Annotated in this window: 19 protein-coding genes and 3 tRNA genes; 11 read left to right on the top strand and 11 right to left on the bottom strand. The window is 65.2% G+C overall.

The features are described 5' to 3' along the window. Positions 1 to 157 precede the first annotated feature (157 nt). Positions 158 to 231 (bottom strand) — tRNA-Gly (locus A6A05_RS10805). 33 nt (positions 232 to 264) lie between these two features. Next, positions 265 to 350: transfer RNA gene (locus A6A05_RS10810), tRNA-Tyr, on the bottom strand. A gap of 100 nt (positions 351 to 450) precedes the next feature. Here A6A05_RS10810 and rlmB point away from each other — a divergent pair. The 5 genes from rlmB to A6A05_RS10840 all read left to right on the top strand — a co-directional run bounded on the left by rlmB (position 451) and on the right by A6A05_RS10840 (position 4,341). Next, entirely contained in the window at positions 451 to 1,266 is an 816-nt protein-coding gene (rlmB, locus tag A6A05_RS10815; RefSeq protein ID WP_068500527.1) for a 23S rRNA (guanosine(2251)-2'-O)-methyltransferase RlmB, read from the top strand. 41 nt (positions 1,267 to 1,307) lie between these two features. Further along, positions 1,308 to 1,383: transfer RNA gene (locus tag A6A05_RS10820), tRNA-Thr, on the top strand. A 1,061-nt stretch (positions 1,384 to 2,444) separates the two neighbouring features. Then, on the top strand, positions 2,445 to 3,140 hold the full coding sequence (locus tag A6A05_RS10830; protein ID WP_068500531.1) for a recombinase family protein: 696 nt from the start codon (positions 2,445 to 2,447) through the stop codon (positions 3,138 to 3,140). A gap of 51 nt (positions 3,141 to 3,191) precedes the next feature. Further along, positions 3,192 to 3,569 (top strand): type I restriction-modification system subunit M N-terminal domain-containing protein, encoded by a 378-nt coding sequence (locus A6A05_RS10835; protein WP_068500534.1) that lies wholly within the window; start codon positions 3,192 to 3,194, stop codon positions 3,567 to 3,569. After that, the gene (locus tag A6A05_RS10840) at positions 3,532 to 4,341 is read left to right on the top strand and encodes a hypothetical protein (RefSeq protein ID WP_068500537.1); all 810 of its coding nucleotides are present in this window, start codon (positions 3,532 to 3,534) and stop codon (positions 4,339 to 4,341) included. The genes A6A05_RS10835 and A6A05_RS10840 overlap by 38 nt, the downstream gene beginning before the upstream one ends. A gap of 3 nt (positions 4,342 to 4,344) precedes the next feature. Here A6A05_RS10840 and A6A05_RS10845 read toward each other — a convergent pair whose 3' ends face one another. The 4 genes from A6A05_RS10845 to A6A05_RS10860 all read right to left on the bottom strand — a co-directional run bounded on the left by A6A05_RS10845 (position 4,345) and on the right by A6A05_RS10860 (position 8,422). Further along, the gene (locus A6A05_RS10845) at positions 4,345 to 5,547 is read right to left on the bottom strand and encodes a tyrosine-type recombinase/integrase (RefSeq protein WP_172822263.1); all 1,203 of its coding nucleotides are present in this window, start codon (positions 5,545 to 5,547) and stop codon (positions 4,345 to 4,347) included. Positions 5,548 to 5,822: 275 nt separating this feature from the next. Next, on the bottom strand, positions 5,823 to 6,950 hold the full coding sequence (locus tag A6A05_RS10850) for a DUF2920 family protein (RefSeq protein WP_068500541.1): 1,128 nt from the start codon (positions 6,948 to 6,950) through the stop codon (positions 5,823 to 5,825). A 100-nt stretch (positions 6,951 to 7,050) separates the two neighbouring features. Beyond that, positions 7,051 to 7,986: an esterase-like activity of phytase family protein gene (locus tag A6A05_RS10855; RefSeq protein WP_068500544.1), complete on the bottom strand. Its 936-nt coding sequence runs from the start codon at positions 7,984 to 7,986 to the stop codon at positions 7,051 to 7,053. Between the two features lie 31 nt (positions 7,987 to 8,017). Next, positions 8,018 to 8,422, bottom strand: a complete 405-nt coding sequence (locus A6A05_RS10860; protein WP_068500548.1) for a DUF2237 family protein — start codon at positions 8,420 to 8,422, stop codon at positions 8,018 to 8,020. Positions 8,423 to 8,557: 135 nt separating this feature from the next. On the opposite strand from A6A05_RS10860, the gene A6A05_RS10865 reads away from it, so the two are divergent. Genes A6A05_RS10865 through A6A05_RS10875 form a run of 3 tightly spaced genes read left to right on the top strand, consistent with a single transcriptional unit; the run spans position 8,558 to position 11,558 of the window. Then, positions 8,558 to 8,839 carry a FeoA family protein gene (locus A6A05_RS10865; RefSeq protein WP_068500551.1) on the top strand — a complete coding sequence of 94 codons (282 nt, stop codon included), beginning with the start codon at positions 8,558 to 8,560 and terminating at the stop codon, positions 8,837 to 8,839. Next, positions 8,839 to 10,728: a ferrous iron transporter B gene (gene feoB, locus A6A05_RS10870; protein WP_068500555.1), complete on the top strand. Its 1,890-nt coding sequence runs from the start codon at positions 8,839 to 8,841 to the stop codon at positions 10,726 to 10,728. Before A6A05_RS10865 ends, feoB begins: the two co-directional genes overlap by 1 nt. After that, positions 10,725 to 11,558 (top strand): carbohydrate deacetylase, encoded by an 834-nt coding sequence (locus A6A05_RS10875; protein ID WP_068500558.1) that lies wholly within the window; start codon positions 10,725 to 10,727, stop codon positions 11,556 to 11,558. Before feoB ends, A6A05_RS10875 begins: the two co-directional genes overlap by 4 nt. 115 nt (positions 11,559 to 11,673) lie before the next feature. Here the strand turns inward: A6A05_RS10875 and A6A05_RS10880 are convergent, their stop codons facing one another. Continuing rightward, positions 11,674 to 11,892, bottom strand: a complete 219-nt coding sequence (locus A6A05_RS10880; RefSeq protein ID WP_156521010.1) for a hypothetical protein — start codon at positions 11,890 to 11,892, stop codon at positions 11,674 to 11,676. A 306-nt stretch (positions 11,893 to 12,198) separates the two neighbouring features. Between A6A05_RS10880 and A6A05_RS10885 the strand changes: the two genes are divergently transcribed. After that, positions 12,199 to 13,908: a hypothetical protein gene (locus A6A05_RS10885; protein WP_245644266.1), complete on the top strand. Its 1,710-nt coding sequence runs from the start codon at positions 12,199 to 12,201 to the stop codon at positions 13,906 to 13,908. A 1-nt stretch (position 13,909) separates the two neighbouring features. Here A6A05_RS10885 and A6A05_RS10890 read toward each other — a convergent pair whose 3' ends face one another. Together A6A05_RS10890 and A6A05_RS10895 are read right to left on the bottom strand one after the other, a co-directional pair. Then, positions 13,910 to 14,176, bottom strand: coding sequence for a hypothetical protein (locus A6A05_RS10890; protein ID WP_156521011.1), 267 nt, complete (start codon positions 14,174 to 14,176; stop codon positions 13,910 to 13,912). A gap of 23 nt (positions 14,177 to 14,199) precedes the next feature. Beyond that, positions 14,200 to 15,084, bottom strand: coding sequence for a hydrogen peroxide-inducible genes activator (locus tag A6A05_RS10895; protein ID WP_245644267.1), 885 nt, complete (start codon positions 15,082 to 15,084; stop codon positions 14,200 to 14,202). Between the two features lie 171 nt (positions 15,085 to 15,255). Here A6A05_RS10895 and A6A05_RS10900 point away from each other — a divergent pair, with 171 nt between their 5' ends. After that, entirely contained in the window at positions 15,256 to 15,537 is a 282-nt protein-coding gene (locus tag A6A05_RS10900) for a hypothetical protein (protein ID WP_068500565.1), read from the top strand. Between the two features lie 65 nt (positions 15,538 to 15,602). Here the strand turns inward: A6A05_RS10900 and A6A05_RS10905 are convergent, their stop codons facing one another. Beyond that, the gene (locus tag A6A05_RS10905) at positions 15,603 to 16,622 is read right to left on the bottom strand and encodes an aspartate-semialdehyde dehydrogenase (protein ID WP_068500568.1); all 1,020 of its coding nucleotides are present in this window, start codon (positions 16,620 to 16,622) and stop codon (positions 15,603 to 15,605) included. 556 nt (positions 16,623 to 17,178) lie between these two features. After that, entirely contained in the window at positions 17,179 to 17,751 is a 573-nt protein-coding gene (locus A6A05_RS10910; RefSeq protein ID WP_068500572.1) for a YqgE/AlgH family protein, read from the bottom strand. 137 nt (positions 17,752 to 17,888) lie between these two features. Here A6A05_RS10910 and A6A05_RS10915 point away from each other — a divergent pair, with 137 nt between their 5' ends. Then, positions 17,889 to 19,793, top strand: a complete 1,905-nt coding sequence (locus tag A6A05_RS10915; protein WP_245644268.1) for a protein-disulfide reductase DsbD family protein — start codon at positions 17,889 to 17,891, stop codon at positions 19,791 to 19,793. Positions 19,794 to 19,811: the final 18 nt, after the last annotated feature.

Raw genomic sequence — 19,811 nt, forward strand, 5'->3', positions numbered from 1 at the left:
GTCTTGCCATGGTCGACGTGACCGATGGTGCCGATGTTGCAGTGCGGCTTGTTACGCTCGAATTTAGCCTTGGCCATCTCTTCTCAACCCGTCGGTTCGGCGGCGCCGGAAAGGGCCGCATTGGTCGTCGAACAAATCAAACCCGTAGGACAGCGCTTGGAGCGGGTGAAGGGAATCGAACCCTCGTCGTAAGCTTGGAAGGCTTCTGCTCTACCATTGAGCTACACCCGCTTGCGCCCACGCCCGCGCGGCCCCTGAAAGGAATGGTGGAGGGGGTTGGATTTGAACCAACGTAGGGTTACCCCGGCAGATTTACAGTCTGCTGCCATTGACCGCTCGGCCACCCCTCCACGCCGCCATCGGACCCGAAAGCCCGGCGACGGGAGACCGGAACTATGGGAATTTTCGTCGGCTTGTCAACTCGAAAAGAGAGGTCTAAGACATTCCCTTATGACTCAACGCGATTCCCGACCCCGTCCGCCCGCCCGCAATCATCCCGACCGGCCCAAGGCCGGCGCGAAGCCGACGCACGACCGCGATCGTGGCCGCAGGCCCGAGCGCCCGTCCGGCGGCGGCACCTGGCTTTACGGAGTTCACGCGGTGTCGGCGGCGCTGGACAACCCGGCCCGCAAGCTGCGCCGCCTGCTGATGAGTGCCGAGATGGCCAAAAGCCTTCCCAACCGGCAGGGCGAGGTGGTCGAGCGGGCCGAGCTGGACCGCCATCTGCCGCCCGGCGCGGTGCACCAGGGCATTGCCGCCCTGGTCGATCCGCTGCCCGAGATCGGGCTGGAGGACATCGCCCGCCAGGGTCAGATGCAGGAGCGCGCGGTGGTGGTTCTGCTGGATCAGGTCACCGACCCGCACAATGTCGGCGCCATCTTGCGTTCGGCGGCGGCGTTCGGCGCCCTGGCGGTGATCGCGCCCGACCGCCACGCCCCCGACGAGACCGGCACCCTGGCCAAATCGGCCTCGGGCGCGCTGGAACGGATGCCGCTGGTCCGGGTCACCAATCTGGTCCGCGCCCTGGAAGCCCTGAAGGCGCACGGCTTTTGGGTCGCCGGTCTGGCCGGCGAGGCCAAGGACACCCTGGCCGGAGCCAAGCTGTCGGGCCGCGTCGCCCTGGTCCTGGGGGCCGAGGGCGACGGTCTGCGTCGGCTGACGCGCGAGCATTGCGACTTGTTGGTGCGGCTGCCGATGACCGGCGAGATGGAAAGCCTGAACGTGTCGAACGCGGCCGCCGTGGCCCTGTACGAACTGTTCCGCTAGCACTTGCGAAGCGGCGGCCTTCGTCTTAGGTTGCCCCCGATGCCGGTTTAGCTCAGCTGGTAGAGCACCTGATTTGTAATCAGGGGGTCGCGAGTTCGAACCTTGCAACCGGCACCAAGTATTTCAAGGGGTTAGGCTTCGTAGTCTAGCCCCTTTTTCTTGCCTGGGACACTCTTGGGACATTCAGAGCCGGGGCGCATTAGATTTTTGTCTACCCGGAAGCCCAGCCTTTCAGCACCTTTCCGTGGCTCTGGTCTCTCTACCTATATAGTGGTGGTGCAGAGCGTAGTCGCTCTTGGCTTTTGTCCCAAGTTGTCCCAAGTGGCTTTCCTGTCCCGGCCATAGCAACCCGGATGTTTCGCCAAAAAATGGGAGCGGGTATCATCACATGGCAGATTGTGAACTACCCCCATGCCCCCCCCTCTTGATGCAATGGTTTCGGAGCAAATCAAGTGGACCTTGATGAACTGCTGATCGAGTGCATTGACGCGCTTGGAGGGCCGGGTTGGGACGGGAACGAGCGCCAAGACCATCTGACCTTCATCCAGCAGGTGATTGAAGGGGGCGATGCCCCGGCTGAAATCTGCGATCTTCTCCAGTCTGTGGCGACTTACTTCAGGGAGGTGGCCACAGTCCCCGAAATGGAGCAGGCCCTGGGAAACAGACAGAGGCCCAATGCCCTGGCCGCCGAACTGAGGCGCAGGGTCCGTGACGATGCCTATGTCTATCACGGCACCATCTATGGTCGCCTTGCTGGTATAGCCAGAGAGGGCCTCATCCCAGGGAAGGCCCCTGTCTGGAAGGAGCGGCATGTTCCGAGCGACTTCCTCACGTCCTCTGTGTTCTTCACCTCTTCATGGCGGGGCGCAATGACCTGGGCCGAAACCGCTTGCCATTGTTCCCGAGGTCGAAGGGATGGGCTGCACCGAACCCCGGTTGTTGTTCGGCTTCCGGCATTGGGGCTTGACCTCCAGCCAGACCCAAGGGCGACGACCTTGGGCTGCTTAATGGTGGCAGGAACGGTTCCTTCAAACAGGGCGCATGTCATTGTTGGAGCAACGCGGGGCTTTCCCATCTGGCGTCCGCTCCAAGACGTTCTTGCCTCTGGACGGTGAAGCTTGGGTGCGGTACAAAATGGTCTAACGAGCGTTACGCCATTTTGTACATCAGAGGATGCCATGAAGATCGTCGCCTATCACCGGGTCTCCACCGCCAAGCAGGGAACCAGCGGCTTGGGCCTTGAAGCCCAGGCCAAGGCCATCGAGGACTATGCCGCGTCGAGGGGCGGCTCCCTGATCGGCTCGTTCACTGAGGTCGAGAGCGGCAAGAGCAACCAGCGGCCCCAGTTGGCCAAGGCCCTGCACCTCGCAAAGGTTACCGGGGCAACCCTGGTCATCGCCAAGCTCGACCGACTGTCGCGCAACGCGGCCTTCCTGCTGACCCTGAGAGACAGCGGGGTGGCGTTCATCGCTGCCGATATGCCCGAGGCGAACGACCTGACCGTGGGCATCATGGCCCTGGTGGCGCAGCAGGAACGCGAAGCCACCTCCAAGCGGACCCGCGAGGCCCTGGCCGCAGCCAAGGCGCGGGGCAAGGCTCTGGGCAATCCCAACGGGGCAGCCGCCTTGCGTCGAGCGGGCAAGGGCAACACCGCCAGCGTCGAGGCCATCAAGGACAAGGCCAGCCAACACGCGGCCAACTTGGCCCCGGTGGTCGAGGCGTTGCACCAGGAAGGCATTGTCAGCCTGGGGGCGGTGGCCGATGCCTTGAACCAGCGAGGGATGTTGACGCCCCGAGGTGGTCGTTGGCACAAGTCGTCGGTGCGGAACCTGTTGCAAAGGCTCGACCTTGGGGCTGTTCAGGCGGTGGCATAGGTCATCTAATCCGTGTAGGGTTCTTGTCTTGAAGTTCAGGGGGGATGTGACTTGGTCAACGGGGATGTGGAGAAGCGTCTGTGGGCGGCAGCCGATCAGCTTTGGGCCAATACCGGCCTCAAGCCCGCCCAGTTCTCGGTGCCGGTGCTGGGGCTGGTCTTCCTGCGCTATGCCGAGAAGAAGTTCGCCTTGGCCGAAGCCAAGCTGGGGCCGGTGGGCAGTGGCGGTCGTCGCAAGATCGGCAAGGCGGATTACGAGGCCGAGGGCGTCATCTTCCTGCGGCCCGAGGCCCGGTTCTCTGCGCTCCAGTCCCTGACCGAAGGCGACAACATCGGCAAGGCCATCAACGAGGCCATGAAGGCCATCGAGGATGAGAACCCGGACCTGAAGGGTGACCGAGTGGAGCCAGCGCCAGAAGCGCAAGGATGAGGTCAAGGCCAGGGCTGAACTGCCGGACCATATGTATGGCTATTGCCGGGTCATGGGCTGTCGCAATCCCGCCAGAGCCGGGACATCGGATGGTCTGGACATGCGGTTCTGTCGATCCCATGCCGATCATCACCAGCGCCACGGCAGCGTCTACAAGGGCAGCTATACCGCCAAGCATCTCAATCCCTACCGACAGGCAGCCTTGGCTTGGCTGTTGGGCAATGCCGAAGACCCATGGGCCAAGAACGCCATCCAGCGTGTCCAGGGTCTTTACGACGGTGCAGGCCCCCATGTGGAAGCCTTCCGGTTGCGGGGGCTGTCTCCGCAGGATCGGGCCAACGCGGCCTGGGCACGTCTCAGGAAGCATGAGGTCGAGCCGATCCTGGTGGTGGCCGTATGGCTTGCCGTGGAGATGGCCCTTCGAGATGATCCCGAGGCGATCACCAAGGCCGAGTATCGCCGTGTCCAAGCCGCCAAGGTGGTTCACCGCATGGTCTCTGGCAGCCACAAGCGATGGGAGCGGGATGTCCCCGATCCCAATTGGTCCGGGCTACGCAGCAAGACGGTGGTCGAGGAGATGCACGTCTACCCCCGCAGCCGTGGCCGGGTTCTGCGCCACATCGGCGAAGCCCTGGAACAGGCGGTCGAGTTGTTGGTGGATCACCGGATCGAGGCGATCCATTCCTTCAAGTGCGACCGGGGCAAGCAAGGCCGGTACGATGACCGGCCCTATCCCAAGGGCTGGACGGCGCGACCCCGGCAATCCTCATAGGGTTCAGCCGAACAGCCCTTCAAGGGCCTTCTCCTCTGCCCCGCCGACCACCATTGCATAGTGCCTCAACAGAGTGCTGGCCTGGGTGTGGCCGGTCAGCTTCATCACCGTCTTGATGTCTACCCCTCGGGACAACAGCAGGGTGGCAAAGGTCTTTCTCAGGTCATACAGATGGGCGTCCGTCAGTTCGGCCAGTTTGCAGACCTCTGCCCAGAACTTCTTGATGGTGGTCAGATGTCCACCCTTGCTGTCGCTGGGGAAGACGAACGGGGAGACCTCTACGGGCTGGCCGATCTTCTCTGCCTTGCCCTTGGCATCGGCCTCTGCCGCCGAGCGGATCGACTTCAACAGGTCAATGGCCTCTTGGGCCAGCTTGTGGGAATGAACCTTCTTCTGCTTGGTGTGGTGGCTGGGCTTCGTCCAGACCCCAGCTTCAAGGTCGAACATCTCCCAGGTGGACTTGAACAACTCCCTTGGCCGCGCCCCGGTGTACAGCAGCAGCAGAGTTGCCCCCGCGCTCTGCCGAAAGCGGGTCTCGGTCAGCTTCTGTCCCAGAACCGTCCTGATCTTGTCCAGTTCCGCCAGGGAGTAGAACCGCTCTCGCGCCTGTTCCTCGAACTTCTCCACCCCATAGGTCGGATCATCCATGCGGTAGGTCCACTTGCGGGCCAGCTTGAACATGCGGGACAGGAAGGAGCGGACAAGGTTGCCGGTGCGGGTCTTGCCCTTCAGTTGATGGATGATCTTTTCAATGTCCCTGGCCCCCACGTCCCGAACCCGCATATCCCCGATGGCGGGAAGGATGTAGCGATCAAGGAGCCGCTGGCTGTCCTCGATATAGGTGGCGGACCTGTCGAGGGACTTGAGGTGTTCAATCGTTTCCGCCCCCAACTGCCTGACCGGCGGGTTGTTCCGCCAATCGTTTCGTTGGGCTATGGGGTCATTTTCCGCCTGGACGTCGCCAAGGAGTTCGAGCGCCCTGTCCCTGGCACTCTCCAGCTTGATCAACTTGGCGTCGCCGATGGTCATCTTCTTGTGCAGCCCGCCAAGCTGGTATCGCAGGACGTAGACCACCTTGCCGGTATAGCGGACCCTGATCCCCAGTCCTGGAACCTTGGAGTCCATGATCAAGGTCTCCCCCTCCGCAGGAGGCTTGAGGGCATCAATGTATCGTTGGGTGAAGTTGACCTTGTTGTCCTTCGGCATGGTGAGGCTCGATGTTGCAGGGTGTTGCATCCGGCTTGGGACAATCTTGGGACACGCGAAAACCGACATCGCACCCCAGGAAACCCGCCAAAACACCTATTGCCTTGGGACTAAAAAGTCAATATCTCTCGTTGAAAGTGGCTAAAAGTCTAGTGTTGAGCCGCATGTATCCTGGGTTTCAGGCTGTTGTTGCATCCCGCAAAAGTTCAGGGGAAGTTGCTTTGTAATCAGGGGGTCACGGGTTCGAATCCTGTAACCGGCACCATTTCCCTCGGCTAGCAGATGGTCAGGCGGGCGCCGTCCGCGCCAAATTCGAAGACATAGTCGCGATCGGCGCAGGCCAATACGTTGGTGGTGCCCAGATCGAAATCGGTCACGGGCTCGGCGGGCCGGGCATCGGCCAGCCAGCGCTCCATGCTGAGCTGGAACAGCCCGCGCATCGAAGCCTGCAGGCCGTGACCCGGAACCTTGAACACCCGCCCGTCCAGATCGTCGGGGCCGATCAGCCGCAGGGCATGGTGGCGGCCCTTTTGCCGCAGCAATTCGGACAAGGCCTGCTTGGCCTCGGGGCTGGCGATGTCGTCGATTTCGCCGTGATAGGAATAGGCGAAGGTGGCGCTGGGCAGCTGATAATGCTCGGGCGTGGCCAGGTTGCGGATCGCCTGACGGGCCGGGCCAAGATAGGACGGTGATTCGGGGTTCATGCTGAAGGCCTGGGGTGAGACGATCAGCACGCGAACCGGCCCCGGCCAGGTGGTGGCGCCATAGATCACGTTGTCGATGCCGGAAAAGCCGCAATTATCGACCACGAAGCGAAAGGTGTTGGGGGCCAGCTTGGTCAGCAGTAAGGCCAGGTAACCGCCATAGGAGGTGCCGATGGCGAAGATCCTGCGCCGGTCGATGCCGTATTCGGCGATGGTCCTGGCCGCGACCTGAAGAAGGTCCAGGGCCGGCAGGATTCCGAAATTGACGTATCGGTCGCCGCGTTTGATCAGGCGGCAGGACGGGTCCAGCCGGGTGATTCCGGCCTGGGCCAGGATTTGGCACAATTCCCCCATGAAGGCGTAGACGTCCTGGGTCAATTCCGGGGTGGCGCTGACGCTGATCTGGTAAATCCGCTGCAGGTTGACGAAGAAATCGGGGGCGAAATCGGCGTCCAGCGTGCTTTGTGCCTTGGCGCCCTGATAATCCACCGCGACGGCGACGCAATCATGGTCGTTGGCCAGATAGGGCAACAGGCGACGGGCATAGGAATCGTCGTAGGAACTGCCGAAGCCGAAAATGTAGAAGACCAAACCGGTGCGGGGGCCGATCCCGGCATCGGGCAGCACCACCGCGTAATGCACGGCCTGGCGCGGAAAGCCCAATTCGACGTCGGGATGGGGCTGATCGATCCGGGGCATGGCTTGCGCGTGTGGTTGCACCTGTGTCATCTCGCCCCCTCGCCGGTCGCAGGCAGGATAACCCGCTCACCGCCCGATCGGAAGCCCGCGCGGCATCGCGTCACTCTGGCAACAGCACGGTCAGCAGCAGCGTCGATTGCAGCGGATTGAAATTGTCGTCGGCCAGGATCAGGGCGACCAGACGACCATCGGGGCGGCGGCGGACGGCGATGGATTCGAAATTGTCCACCGCCAGCGGCGCCAGGATCAGCGCCAGTTCCTCGCCGCCGATGGTTTCGTCCTCGCCGATCGCGGACGCCTTGATCCCGACCAGCCGCAGGGCCGGCCCGCCGATCATGGTGAAGCGCCGCTCGACCACCACGACGTCACCGCCCGGCAAGGTCACGGCTCCGGTCGGGCGGAACAGCCCGTGGTGGCGAAAGCGCAACGGGCGCCATTCGCCGGGGCGGCCGACCCAAGCCGGGGAATCGGGGCGATCCTGGTCCCCTTCGGCGATCAGCAGCCAACGCCCGTCGGCCAGGATGGTCATCGCCTCGATGCCGCCATTGGCGGACAAATCGGCCATGGCGACAGGGGTCGAAAGCGCGACGTGCGGGCCGTCCAGTCGGTCGGGATAGATCCATACGCGGTGGCGACGTTCGAAGGCCACCGCCCAGCCGTGATCGGTGCGCAGGATCTCCTCGGCATCGGCCCATTTCTTGTCGGTGCCGACATCGCCCAGCGGGCCATGGGCGACCAGGTCCACGGCGGTCGGGCGTCCGCTGGCGGCCAGGACCGGGCGCAGCCGGGCCCAATGGCCAAGATCCGAGACCAGCACCAAATCGTCGCCGTCCCAGGCCATGCCCGACCAGCCGCCGAACCAGGAATGCGGCGACGATAAGCGGTCCAGCCCGATGATCTGGGCGCGGCCGACCGGCGGCGGCTGGTCCATTCCGGGCGCCACCGGAACGTTGGCCAGGTCGATGTCGTCGCCCGCCCGGGCCGAGCCGGCACACAACCAGGTGAAGATGACCGAAAGCAGCAGAAGCGTGCGCATAGCCGGATGATAGCGGGCGGGGCCGCGCCCGTCACCCCAGGTCGATGGCCAGTCGCTTCAGGTCGCCCAGATCGCACCATGCCAGGGCGCCTTCATGGGTGGCGCGCAGCACCACCCGCGGCGCCTGGCCGGCCATCAGCGCCTCTTGCCAGCGCGGGGCGCACAGACACCAGCGGTCGCCCTCGGCCAGGCCGGGGAAGCCGTATTGCGGCATCGGGGTCGACAGGTCGTTGCCGTGCGCGGCGGAAAAACGCAGGAAAGCCGGGGTGGCGACGATGCAGACGGTGTGGCTGCCGACATCCTCGGGCGCGGTGTCGCAACAGCCGTTGCGGAAGAAGCCGGTCATCGGCTTGACCGAGCACGGTTCCAGGATTCCACCCAGGACGTTGCGGCGCGGCGGCCGGCGCGGGCCATGATCGTCTGTGTCGCGGGGCATCGAATCTCCCTTATCCTTCCCATTGATATGGCTGCGCCGGGAGGATTCGAAAAGGGGGCGCCGCAAAACCCTTGCCCGGCCGGCCTGTGCGCTGCAATATTAGCAAATCCAATGCGTTCTCAGGGTTGGGCGGCGATGGTTGAGGGGCTGACTGTTTCGTTGGGGCGACTGGGCAAGGGCCAGAAGGCCGAGGTGGTCGGTCTGGACGAGCTGGGCGTCGTCTCGACCTTGCAGGCCGGCGAGCTTGAACGGCGCCTGATCGAGATGGGGCTGGTCGAAGGCGCCCACCTTGAAGTCCTGCACGAAGGCTTCCCCGGACGCGATCCGATCGCCGTCAGGGTCGATGACCACACCGTGGCGCTGCGCCGGGCCGAGGCTGCGGCGGTGCTGGTCCGGCTGCCCAAGGTGGCTGTCTGATGTCCAGGCGTCGGGCAGAGCCGCGTCTGGCCCTGGTCGGCAATCCCAATTGCGGCAAGACCGCGCTGTTCAACGCCTTGACCGGCAGCCGCCAGAAGGTCGCCAACTATGCCGGCGTCACCGTCGAGCGCAAGGAAGGGCTGTTCGTCAGCCCGGCCGGCACCCGCGTCAAGGTGATCGACCTGCCCGGCACCTATTCGCTCAGGGCCCGCTCGCCGGACGAGGAAGTGACCCGCGACGTGGTGCTGGGGCGCTTCGAGGGCGAGGACCTGCCCGACGCCATCGTCTTCGTCGCCGATGCCACCAATCTGCGCCAGAACCTGCGGCTGGTGCTGGAACTCAAGCGCCTGGGCCATCCGCTGATCCTGGCGCTCAACATGATGGACGAGGCCGAGAAGATGGGCCTTGGCGTCGATTCCGCCCGCCTTTCGGCCGAACTGGGGGTGCCGGTGGTTCCCACAATCGCCGTGCAGGCCGGCGGCGTCCAGGCCCTGCTGGACCAGATCGACCGCGACATCCTGGTCGCGAACGCCGAGGGGATGGCGCCGTCGGGGGCGGTCTGCCACTGGCACGAACCCAGCTCGCACGATTTGCGCGACTATCACCGCGAGGTCCTGCGCATCTTGTCGCTGTGCATCCTGACCCCCGGCCGCGGCCATTCCAGGACGCGGACAATCGACCGGGTGCTGCTGCATCCGCTGACCGGCCTGCTGATTTTGCTGACGGTGCTGTTCTTGATGTTCCAGGCGGTGTTCGCCTGGGCGGCGGCACCGATGGAGGCCATCGACCTGGCCCTGGGGGCGCTGACCGGCTGGCTGGATCAGGCGCTGCCCGACGGCCTGGCCAAAAGCCTGGTCAATGACGGCATCATCGCGGGCGTCGGCAGCGTGGTGATTTTCCTGCCGCAAATCCTGGTGCTGTTCCTGTTCATCCAGGTGCTTGAGGATTCGGGCTACATGGCCCGGGCCGCCTTCTTGCTGGATCGGCTGATGGGTGGGGTGGGGCTGCATGGGCGCGCCTTCATCCCGCTGCTGTCCAGCTTCGCCTGCGCGGTGCCCGGCATCATGGCGGCCCGCACCATCGAGAACCGCGCCGACCGCATCGCCACCATCATGATCGCGCCGCTGATGACCTGCTCGGCCCGGCTGCCGGTCTATACCCTGATCATCGCCGCCTTCGTGCCCGACCGGACCTTGGTGGGCGGCTGGATCGGCCTGCCCGGGCTGGTGATGTTCGCCCTTTACGCCAGCGGCATCCTGTCCGGCCTGCTGGTCGCGCTGGTGATGAAGAGTTTCTGGCTGAAGGGCGCGCGCGAGCCGCTTTTGATGGAGCTGCCGGCCTATCGCCTGCCCCGGGTGCGCAACGTGGCCTTGGGGTTGTTCGATCGGGCCAAGGCGTTCCTGACCCGGGCCGGCACTACCATCTTCGCCCTGATGGTGGTGGTGTGGTTCCTGGGCAACTTCCCGGCGCCGCCCGACGGCGCCACCGAGCCGGCGATCCGTTACTCCATCGCCGGAGCCCTGGGCTATGCGCTGGAACCGCTGGTGGCGCCGATCGGCTTCAACTGGCAGATCGCCCTGGCCCTGGTGCCGGGCATGGCCGCCCGCGAGGTGGCGGTCGGCGTTCTGGGCACCATCTACGCCCTGTCGGAATCGGGCGACGCGCTGCAGTCCTCGCTGGCCGGGGTGCTGGGCCAAAGCTGGGGCCTGCCGACCGCCCTGTCGCTGCTGGCGTGGTACGTCTTCGCGCCTCAATGCCTGTCGACGCTGAGCGTGGTCCGGCGCGAGTTGAATTCCCGGGCCTGGCCGGCCTTGATGTTCGTCCTGTTGACCGCGCTGGCCTATGGCGCCGCTTTCGTCACCTACCGCCTGGCGCAGACTCTGTTATGACCGGCGTGCGCCATCTGATCGTCAACGCCGACGATTATGGCCTGACCGCCGGGGTGTCCGAAGGAATTCGCCGCGCCCATCGATCGGGCGTGGTGACCTCGACCACCGCGATGATGAATTTCCCGCTGGCCATGGGCGAAGTCGCCCGAGCCGGCGTCGAATGCCCCGATCTGGGGCTGGGGGTCCATCTGGTGGTCAGCGCCGGCGCCCCGGTACGGCCAGCGGCCAAGGTCGCGTCGTTGGTGCGCCCCGATGCCAGCTTCGCCAAGCTGACCGATTGGACCGAGGCGCGCTGGCAGGCGGTGCGGCCCGACCAGTTGAGGGACGAGTGGCGGGCGCAGATCGACCTGTTCGTCGAGGCGGCCGGGCGCTCGCCCACCCATCTCGACAGCCATCATCATCTGTCCTACGCTCATCCGCTGGCCTTGCAGGCGATGCTGACGCTGGCGGACGAACTAAGGGTGCCGGTGCGCAATCCGCTGGGATTCGCCAGCCAGGCCCAGGTTTTGGGCGACGGCGAGAAATCGGCCCAGCGGGCGGTGACCGCCCTGGCCGGGGACTGGGCCGGCATTGGCCATCCCGAGGGATTGGTGACCAACTATCTGGGGCGCGGCCGGTCGGCCGGCGATGCCTTGGCGCTGGCCTTGCGGTCCGGCCAGGTGGCCGAGGCGATGTGCCACCCCGGCCTGTGCGACGACGTCTTACGCGCGCTCAGCAGCTTCACCGACGGGCGCGAACGCGAGACGGAGATGCTGTCCAACCCCGACATCCGCACCCATCTGGCCGAACGCGGGATCGAACTGGCGACCTTCGCGATCCTGGCGGCCTAAGGCCGCGCCTCGCGCCCCAAGCCCGCGCGGCGTTTGAGCGGGCCCGGGACGGGCCGCGCCTCGCGCCCCAAGCCCGCGCGGCGTGTGAGCGGGCCCGGCACGGGCCGCCTTGCGCCTAATGCCCGGCCGGGCGATGCGGAGCCGGATGGGGGGCGGCGGCTGGCGGGCGGCGCGGGGGGGAATCGTCGCCTTCGTCATCGTCCCTTTGGCGGACGATGAAGCCGCGCATGGCCCAACCGGCCCCCCAGCCGATCAGAAAGAAGAACCAGATCCCCGCGGCGGCGAAGACTATGGCGCGGCGGACCGAATCCTCGTCGGCGCCGAAAGTTCCCATCGCCCACAACATCGGTGTGGCGAATAAGATGGCGATGGCCGCAACCGTCCCGATCCGCGTCCAACCGCCGGGGCGAAGCCAAGTAAATCTAATGCTGCCGGACATTTTCGCGCCTCGCCTTGCAAAGCCCACCCTTTATCCGATAATTCTCGCTGATTTTTGGGCGTTTCACTATTGCCAAGTGGATGGCTCAGCGATCGAAATATGCATGATCCCGTCAGAAAGACATGGAATCGATGGACGTGAGTTTGTATTTCTAAGGAGCGAAGGCCTGTGCGGAGAATGTGCGCAGGTGGCGGGAGCGGGATGATGGCGGCGGAACGGGCCAGTTACGAAGTTCAGGTGATGAAGGACGGCCGTTGGGGGGCGCAAAGCTTTCTCGAGGACGAGAAGACTGCCGTTGCCGCGGCGAAGAAATATCTGAACGACAAGAAATGCGAGGGCGCCAAGGTCATCCGCAACTGGATGCGCGCCGACGGCACCGTCGTCGAGAAGGAAGTGTTCTGCGAGACCCGCACGGTCAAGGATGACGGGCCGGTCCGCATCGCCCAGGTCGATAGCCTGCCGCCCACCAAGTGCGAGGTTCCCGACGATTATTTCGGCGACGATGCCCGCAACGTGATGAACCGTCTGTTCCGTACCTACATGGAGAAGACCTTCGTCACCCCCACCGAGCTGATGTACAACTTCAAGGAATTGAAGCGGCTGCAGGACAAGGACACCTTGCTGCCGTCGGCGGTGGACCGCGTGGCCTTCCTGCAGACCAAGGACGGCGAGGGCGATTCCAAAAGCCGGCGCGAGGACATCTTCAAGTCCGTCGATGCCGTTTCGGCCAAGGCCCGCAAGGCCGATGCCATGACGCTTCCCAAGCTGACCGGCTCGTTCTCGGACATGTACCGCGCCGTGTCGGGCATGGCCAATGGCGAGGTCGATGCCGACTATCTGGCGATGGTGGTGCTGTCGCGCGAACTGGTCAATCTGCGCAGTTGGATCGGCAAGCTGGACCGGCTGTGTCGGCTGGCGGTCGAGGACAGCGATCCCCACGCGGTCGAACTGCTGGACGGTGTGATCGCCGACGTGCTGGGCGCCAACGTGGTGCAGGAAATTCTGGGCTGGCAGCCCAACCTGGCCTCGGCGATCGGGCGGATGTTCGACCTGGCCGACGGTAACCTACCGGTCGAGACCAGCGATGCCGGCGAATCGGCCGAGATGCTGAACCGGTTGTTCAAGGAAAAAAAGCTGCCGACCAGCCGTCTGTGCCTGATCGATCGCGCGCACCGCCAGATCAAGTCGGCCAATCCGCTGAACCGCAGCGATTCGTCGAAAGAGCTGGAAGCGTTCGGCAATCTGGTCCAGCGGGTGCTGACGCCGACGGGTCTGTTGTTCGGCCCGGAAACCGCCGATGCGTTGACCTCGCGCCAGACCCGCATGGTGGTGGAGGGCGGCGCCGCCGGCAAGCGCGCGGCCATCGCCGCCACCTTTGGCGCCATGCCCGACAAGGCGTTCGGCGTGGTCTATCTGTGTGATCTGGCGGCCAGCGAATTCGCCCAGGGCGCCGCCGACGACATCGCGGCGATGTTCGACCGCATCATGGACACCACCAACATCGGCCAATTGTGCCAGCGCAACCTGACCCCGAAAGAGCGGATGATCCGCGCGACCATGGCCCACAAGGCGATGGCCGCGTCATGTTTTCCCGCCGAATTGAAGGCTCAGGTCACCGAGCGGATCGATTCGATCCTCGAGCGCTATTTGATCGACGAGCAGATCGTCGAGAAGCTGGACCACCACGAAAGCCCGCTCAGGGACCGCGCGGTGCGTCTGGTGCAGTTCTGTGCCGCCGGCGTCCTGCCCGAGGGCAAGGCGATGACGCGCGCCCGCACGCGCATCCTGGGCCTGCTGCGTCAGAAGGATTTCGACGCCCACTTCGTCGAGGGGATTCCCGATCCGGCCAGGGCGCAAAAGGCGCTGCGCGACTTCCACCAATTGCTGGTGCGTGCCGGCTTCGGCGGCTAAGTCAGCGGCAGCGGAACAACCCGTCATTGCGGGTCGGCACCGGCAAATCGGGGCGCTTGGGGTCGGGCTTGGACGGAGGTGCGGCCGGGCGCAAATCGTATCCGGTCGGGCAGGTGCGGGCCATCGCCGCACGGCAGCTTTCCAGGCGCAGCGAATTCTCGCAATCGATGTAATAATCAAGCGAACCGTCGGGATTGCGCAGCGGCGTGACCTCGGCGCAGGCGGCCAAGGCCAAGGTGATGGCGGCGATCAAGACCGCAGGTCGCATCGATGCTCTCCCCCGTTTGCGGTTCATTGGTACCCGGCGATTTGGTCCTGCGCCATCAGAAATTCGGCCAGTTTGGCAAATTCCGCCTTGCGCGGCGAACTGGGCCGCCACATCAACCCGATGGACCGGCTGCCGGCATCGACCAGCGGCCGCGTCACCAGCCCAGTGCCGGCCAGAATGCCCGACGACACCGCCATCGCCGGCAACAAGGTGATGCCCAGCCCGTTGGCGACCATCTGGACCAGGGTGGTCAGGCTGGTGGCCAAGATGCCGTCGCCGCGCGACGGGCCGGGCAGGTGGCAGGCGGCCAGCGCATGGTCGCGCAGGCAATGGCCTTCTTCCATCAGCAGCAAATCGTGTTCGGCCAATTGGGCGGAGTCGACGCTGGAATTGGCCGCCAGCGGATGGTCGGGCGGGCAGGCCAGCACGAAGGAATCGGTGCCGATGACCCGGCTTTCAAGCTCGGGCGCCGGATAGGGCAGCGCCAGCAGGGCGATGTCGAGATCGCCGGCACCGACGCGGGCGACCAGCCGGGCGCTTTGCTCCTCGCGCAGATACAGTTTCAAGGCGGGAAAGGCCTGGCGCAGGGCCGGCAAGACCCTGGGCAGCAGATAGGGGCCGATGGTCGGAATGACGCCCAGGCGCAGCGCCCCGCTGAGGATCTGGCCCGAGGCGGCGGCCAGTTCGGCGATGTCCTCGGCGCCCTTGAGGACGATGCGGGCGCGGGCGACGATCTCTTCGCCCAGGGGAGTCAGCATCACCTTGCGCTTGGTGCGTTCGACCAAGGTGGCGCCCAGCAGGTTTTCCAGCTCCTGCAGGCCGGCCGACAAGGTCGATTGGGTCGCCAGGCAGGCTTCGGCGGCATGGCCGAAATGGCGATGCTCGGCCAGGGCCACCAGATAACGCAATTGACGCAATGTCGGTAATATTCGCAACCTGATCGGCTCCGTCGATTTCCGGGGCGATGATAGCCGGTCGGGGGCGGTCGCGCATCCGGATTGCGCCACGGCGGCCCTTGGGCTGATTTTCGCCACAATGGGATGGTGACATGGGGCCAGACCGAACCTCGGAGGCCCACCATGCCCATCCCCGTCTTGTTCCTGATCCTGGCCGCCGGCCTTGCCTTTCTGGCCTATCCGGCCGACGCCTTCGCCGAAGCCGCCACCCGCGCCCGCGAATTGAAGCGAATCGAAAGCCAGTCGCACCGCGAGCGGATCAAGATCCTCGAGCAGGCCGACCGCTGCATCGCCAAGGCCGAAAACCGTCAGGATTACCGGGCGTGCGAGGAGGCCGAGGCCCAGGCCCGCAAGGATTCCAACCTGCGGGCGCGCGACGCCAAGCAGTCTTTGCGTCGCGGATAGACCACGAAAAAAGGCGGAGGGCCTTGAGTGGCCTCCGCCTTCTTCATTCGCGCCGGAACGGCGGATTACTTCTTCAGGTAATCGCGGGCCAGGACCTCGGCGATCTGCACGGCGTTCAGCGCCGCGCCCTTGCGCAGGTTGTCCGACACGCACCAGAAGGACAGGCCGTTGGCGATGGTCGGGTCCTTGCGGATGCGGCTGATATAGACCGCGTCCTCGCCGACGCACTCGACCGGGGTGACATAGCCGCCCGGCTCGTGGGTATCGACGACGATCACGCCCGGCGCCGCCGACAGGGCCTTGCGGGCGGCTTCGACGCTGACCGGCTTGTCGAACTGGACGTTGACGCATTCGGAATGGCCGACGAACACCGGCACGCGGACGCAGGTGGCGTGCACCTCGATGTTGGGGTCGAGAATCTTCTTGGTCTCGACGGTCATCTTCCATTCTTCCTTGGTCGAGCCGTCTTCCATGAAGACGTCGATCTGCGGAATCAGGTTGAAGGCGATCGGCTTGGGGAACTTCCTGGGTTCCTTGGGATCGCCGACATAGACGGCGCGGGTTTGCTCGAACAATTCGTCCATGCCGTCCTTGCCGGCGCCCGACACCGACTGGTAGGTCGAGACGACGACGCGCTTGATGGTGCCCAGCGCATGCAGGGGCTTCAAGGCGACGACCATCTGGATGGTCGAGCAGTTCGGATTGGCGATGATGCCCTTCTTGGTGTACTGGGCGATGGCTTCCGGATTGACCTCGGGCACCACCAGCGGCACGTCGGGATCCATGCGGAAATGCGAGGTGTTATCGACCACCACGCAGCCGGCGGCCGCCGCGCGCGGGCTGTGCTCGGCCGAAACCTTGGCGCCCGGCGAGGACAGGGCGATGTCCCAGCCCTTGAAGTTGAACGTGGCCAGGTCCTGGACCTTCAGCACCTTGTCGTCACCGAACGACACTTCGCGGCCGACCGAGCGCGACGACGCCAGGGCGACGACCTCGGACACCGGGAACTTGCGTTCCACCAGCGTCTGCAGCATTTCGCGGCCCACATTGCCGGTGGCACCGATCACAGCAACCTTGTAACCCATGTTGTTCTCTCCGTTCTTCAGGAGCCCTTGAAGCTCCCCGGCCAGTGTGGCGATTCTGAAATTCGCAGCATTTTGCGAATTTCAGAATCGCCACACAATTCAACAAATTAGTGGCCTGCCGATCCCCTAAATTCGTGACGCAAATTTCGGGGGCAGGACACTTATCGCATCAAGCGAAAAGCCCGCGGGATACTTCCGCGGGCCTTTTCGTTTTGACTGCAACGAACCGGCCCGCCGTCAGGCGGTGGTCTTGGTGCCGGTTTTGGTGGTGACGACGAAGCCCCGCGCCCAGGCGTCAGCCGGGGCGTCGATCATGTCCAGGAAAAATCCGTGAACCGACATGAAAACCTCCATCCGGGGCAGCTTTACCGCAAGGGGCGGGTCGGATGCAAGCTAGAAGGTGTTATTGTTATGCCTGTGGCATGCCCGTAGCCGGGCCGGCTCAAACGCCGCCGGGCTTGGCGGGGTGCCAGACCTTGGCGCTGTGCCAAAAAGCCCGAGCGGCGATTGAGCCGCCCGGCACGGGCAGCGCCTCGCGCATAACCCGCCTCGCGCATCAAGCATGCCCGGCATCGACGGACAGGGCGGCGAAATCGATGCCCAGCTTGTGGATGGCGCTTTCCCACTTGGCGTCCAGGTCTTTGCCGAACAGCAGCCGGTCGTCGGCCGGCGCGTTCAACCAGACATTCTCGCGGATTTCGGCGTCCAGCTGGCCGGCGCCCCAGCCGGCATAGCCCAACGCCAGCAGGCTGTTGCGCGGCCCGCCGCCCAACGCGATGGCACGCAGCACATCGACGGTGGCCGACAGCGCCACGCCGCCTTCGACGATCATCGAGCTTTCGTGCATGTAGTCGGTGGAATGCAGCACGAAGCCGCGCCCGCCCTCGACCGGGCCGCCCAGATGGACGCGGATCTGGTCGCAGCGCCCCGTCGCCTCGATGCCCAATTGCTCCAGCAATTCCGGGAAGCTGATGCCGTCCAGCAGGCGGTTGACCACCAGTCCCATCGCCCCTTCGGCGCTGTGGGCGCACAGATAGACCACCGACCGCGCGAAGCGCGGGTCCTGCATTTGCGGCATGGCGATCAACAACTGGCCTGCCAGATAACCCTGGGTCTTTTGCATAACCATGGTTCAGAGATAGGCCCCAAAACCCAAGAACGCAACCCCGGATGACCAGCAGTTAAGTTGACAGGTGGGGTCCGGCTCTGGTGTCGTGTCGCCGATTATCCTTAAAAGGCGGGATACGCTTGGTCATGGTCTTGAGAATGTTGGCGGTCATGGTGGCGGGCCTGGTCGGGCTGTCGGGGGCGCTGGCCGCCGAGCCGGGGGCATCGGACTGGTCGGTCAACGAGACCGGCCGGGTCAGGCTGATCGCCGCCACCACCGCCACCGGCTCGGACGCGCAGCTGCGCCTGGGGCTGCAGTTCCAATTGCAGCCCGGCTGGAAGATGTATTGGCGCACCCCGGGCGATGCCGGCTATCCGCCGAAGATCGACTGGAGCGGAACCGACAATGCCGAAGGTCCCGTGCTGTCGTGGCCGGCCCCCAAGCGGTTCGAATTGGCCGGGCTGCAGAATTTCGGCTATGCCGGCGAGGTGGTGCTGCCGGTGGCGATGACGCTGGCCCGGCCGGGCCAGCCGGCCCGCCTTCGCGCCGCCATCGAGTATCTGGCCTGCGAGAAGATCTGCGTGCCGATGAATGCCCAGGTCAGCTTGGACCTGCCGGCCGGGACCGGCCAGCCCTCGGCTGCCATCCATGACCTGTCGCGCTTCGCGGCGCTGGTGCCGGGTGACGGTGCCCGTCACGGCATCGGCATCGACAAGGTGACGGCGCTGGGCGACACCTTGTTCGTCACCGCGCGGGCCAATCCGGGGTTCCAAAGCCCGGACCTGTTCGTCGAGCCGGCCGAACTGGGGGCGTTCGGCGCCCCCAAGGTCCGGCTGGAACAAGGCGGGGCCGTGGCGGTGATCGAATTGGTGGCGGCTCCGGGCAGCGCCACCGGCCCGCTGGTCGGCGCCGGCGTCACCGTGACCGTGGTCGATGGCCTGCGCTCGATGGAAGCGGAAAGGGTCATTGGCGCCGCCGAGGCGGGTCTTCCGGACAATGCGTCGCTGGTCGCCATGCTGGGGATCGCCTTGCTGGGTGGCCTGATCCTTAACCTGATGCCCTGCGTGTTGCCGGTTCTGTCCATCAAGGTTCTGGGCGCCATCGGCCATGGTGGCGCCGAGCGTACCCATATCCGCGCCGCCTTCCTGGCCTCGGCCGCCGGTATCGTGGTGTCGTTCCTGGGATTGGCCGGGGCGGCGGTGGCCTTGAAACTGGCCGGTGCCTCGGTCGGCTGGGGCATCCAGTTCCAGCAACCGGTCTTCCTGGCGGTGATGGTCGCCCTGCTGCTGGCCTTCGCCGCCAATCTGTGGGGGTGGTTCGACATTCGGCTGCCGTCGGTCCTGATGAATGTCGGCGCCGGTGGTCAACCCCACCACACCCTGGCCGGTCACTTCCTGTCTGGCGCCTTCGCCACTTTGCTGGCGACGCCCTGCTCGGCGCCGTTCCTGGGCACCGCCATCGGCTTCGCCCTGGCGCGCGGCCCGGCCGAGATCATGGTCATCTTCGCCATGCTGGGCACCGGCATGGCCGCGCCCTACCTGCTGGTTGCCGCCTGGCCGGAAGCGGCTCGCCGGCTGCCCCGGCCGGGGCGGTGGATGGTGACGGTCAAGAAGGCGATGGGGGTGGCGCTGGCGGCGACCGCGCTGTGGCTGGGGGGCATCCTCGCCACCCAGACCGGCTGGCTGGCCCCGACCCGCGAGTCCGGAGCCGGGCCGGCCGTCCGCTGGGAAAGCTTCGACGAGACGGCGATCGCGGCCCATGTCGCCGCCGGCCGCGTGGTGTTCGTCGATGTCACCGCCGATTGGTGCATCACCTGCAAAGTCAACAAGGCGGCGGTGCTGGATCGCGGCGAGGTGGCCGCCCGTCTGGCCGGCGGCACCATCGTCGCCATGCGCGCCGACTGGACCAAGCCGGATCAGGCTATCGCCCGTTATCTCGCCTCGTTCGGACGCTACGGCATTCCGTTCAATGCCGTTTATGGCCCCAAGGCCACCGCCGGCATCGCCCTGCCCGAGCTGTTGTCGGAAGCCGAGGTACTGGGCGCCCTCGACCGCGCGCGTTAGTCACATTCTTGCCCCTCG

The organism is Magnetospirillum moscoviense, assembly GCF_001650635.1.
GTDB classification, from domain to species: domain Bacteria; phylum Pseudomonadota; class Alphaproteobacteria; order Rhodospirillales; family Magnetospirillaceae; genus Magnetospirillum; species Magnetospirillum moscoviense.

Excerpts from the sequence above, each read along its gene's own strand:
- A6A05_RS10830 (WP_068500531.1), top strand. The coding sequence starts at position 2,445 with ATGAAGATCGTCGCCTATCACCGGGTCTCCACCGCCAAGCAGGGAACC.
- A6A05_RS10855 (WP_068500544.1), bottom strand. The coding sequence starts at position 7,986 with ATGCGCACGCTTCTGCTGCTTTCGGTCATCTTCACCTGGTTGTGTGCC.
- A6A05_RS10890 (WP_156521011.1), bottom strand. The coding sequence starts at position 14,176 with ATGCGACCTGCGGTCTTGATCGCCGCCATCACCTTGGCCTTGGCCGCC.
- A6A05_RS10865 (WP_068500551.1), top strand. The coding sequence starts at position 8,558 with ATGGTTGAGGGGCTGACTGTTTCGTTGGGGCGACTGGGCAAGGGCCAG.
- A6A05_RS10845 (WP_172822263.1), bottom strand. The coding sequence starts at position 5,547 with ATGCCGAAGGACAACAAGGTCAACTTCACCCAACGATACATTGATGCC.
- A6A05_RS10860 (WP_068500548.1), bottom strand. The coding sequence starts at position 8,422 with ATGCCCCGCGACACAGACGATCATGGCCCGCGCCGGCCGCCGCGCCGC.
- rlmB (WP_068500527.1), top strand. The coding sequence starts at position 451 with ATGACTCAACGCGATTCCCGACCCCGTCCGCCCGCCCGCAATCATCCC.
- feoB (WP_068500555.1), top strand. The coding sequence starts at position 8,839 with ATGTCCAGGCGTCGGGCAGAGCCGCGTCTGGCCCTGGTCGGCAATCCC.
- A6A05_RS10850 (WP_068500541.1), bottom strand. The coding sequence starts at position 6,950 with ATGCCCCGGATCGATCAGCCCCATCCCGACGTCGAATTGGGCTTTCCG.
- A6A05_RS10875 (WP_068500558.1), top strand. The coding sequence starts at position 10,725 with ATGACCGGCGTGCGCCATCTGATCGTCAACGCCGACGATTATGGCCTG.
- A6A05_RS10915 (WP_245644268.1), top strand. The coding sequence starts at position 17,889 with ATGTTGGCGGTCATGGTGGCGGGCCTGGTCGGGCTGTCGGGGGCGCTG.
- A6A05_RS10885 (WP_245644266.1), top strand. The coding sequence starts at position 12,199 with ATGATGGCGGCGGAACGGGCCAGTTACGAAGTTCAGGTGATGAAGGAC.
- A6A05_RS10900 (WP_068500565.1), top strand. The coding sequence starts at position 15,256 with ATGCCCATCCCCGTCTTGTTCCTGATCCTGGCCGCCGGCCTTGCCTTT.
- A6A05_RS10910 (WP_068500572.1), bottom strand. The coding sequence starts at position 17,751 with ATGGTTATGCAAAAGACCCAGGGTTATCTGGCAGGCCAGTTGTTGATC.
- A6A05_RS10905 (WP_068500568.1), bottom strand. The coding sequence starts at position 16,622 with ATGGGTTACAAGGTTGCTGTGATCGGTGCCACCGGCAATGTGGGCCGC.
- A6A05_RS10880 (WP_156521010.1), bottom strand. The coding sequence starts at position 11,892 with ATGGGAACTTTCGGCGCCGACGAGGATTCGGTCCGCCGCGCCATAGTC.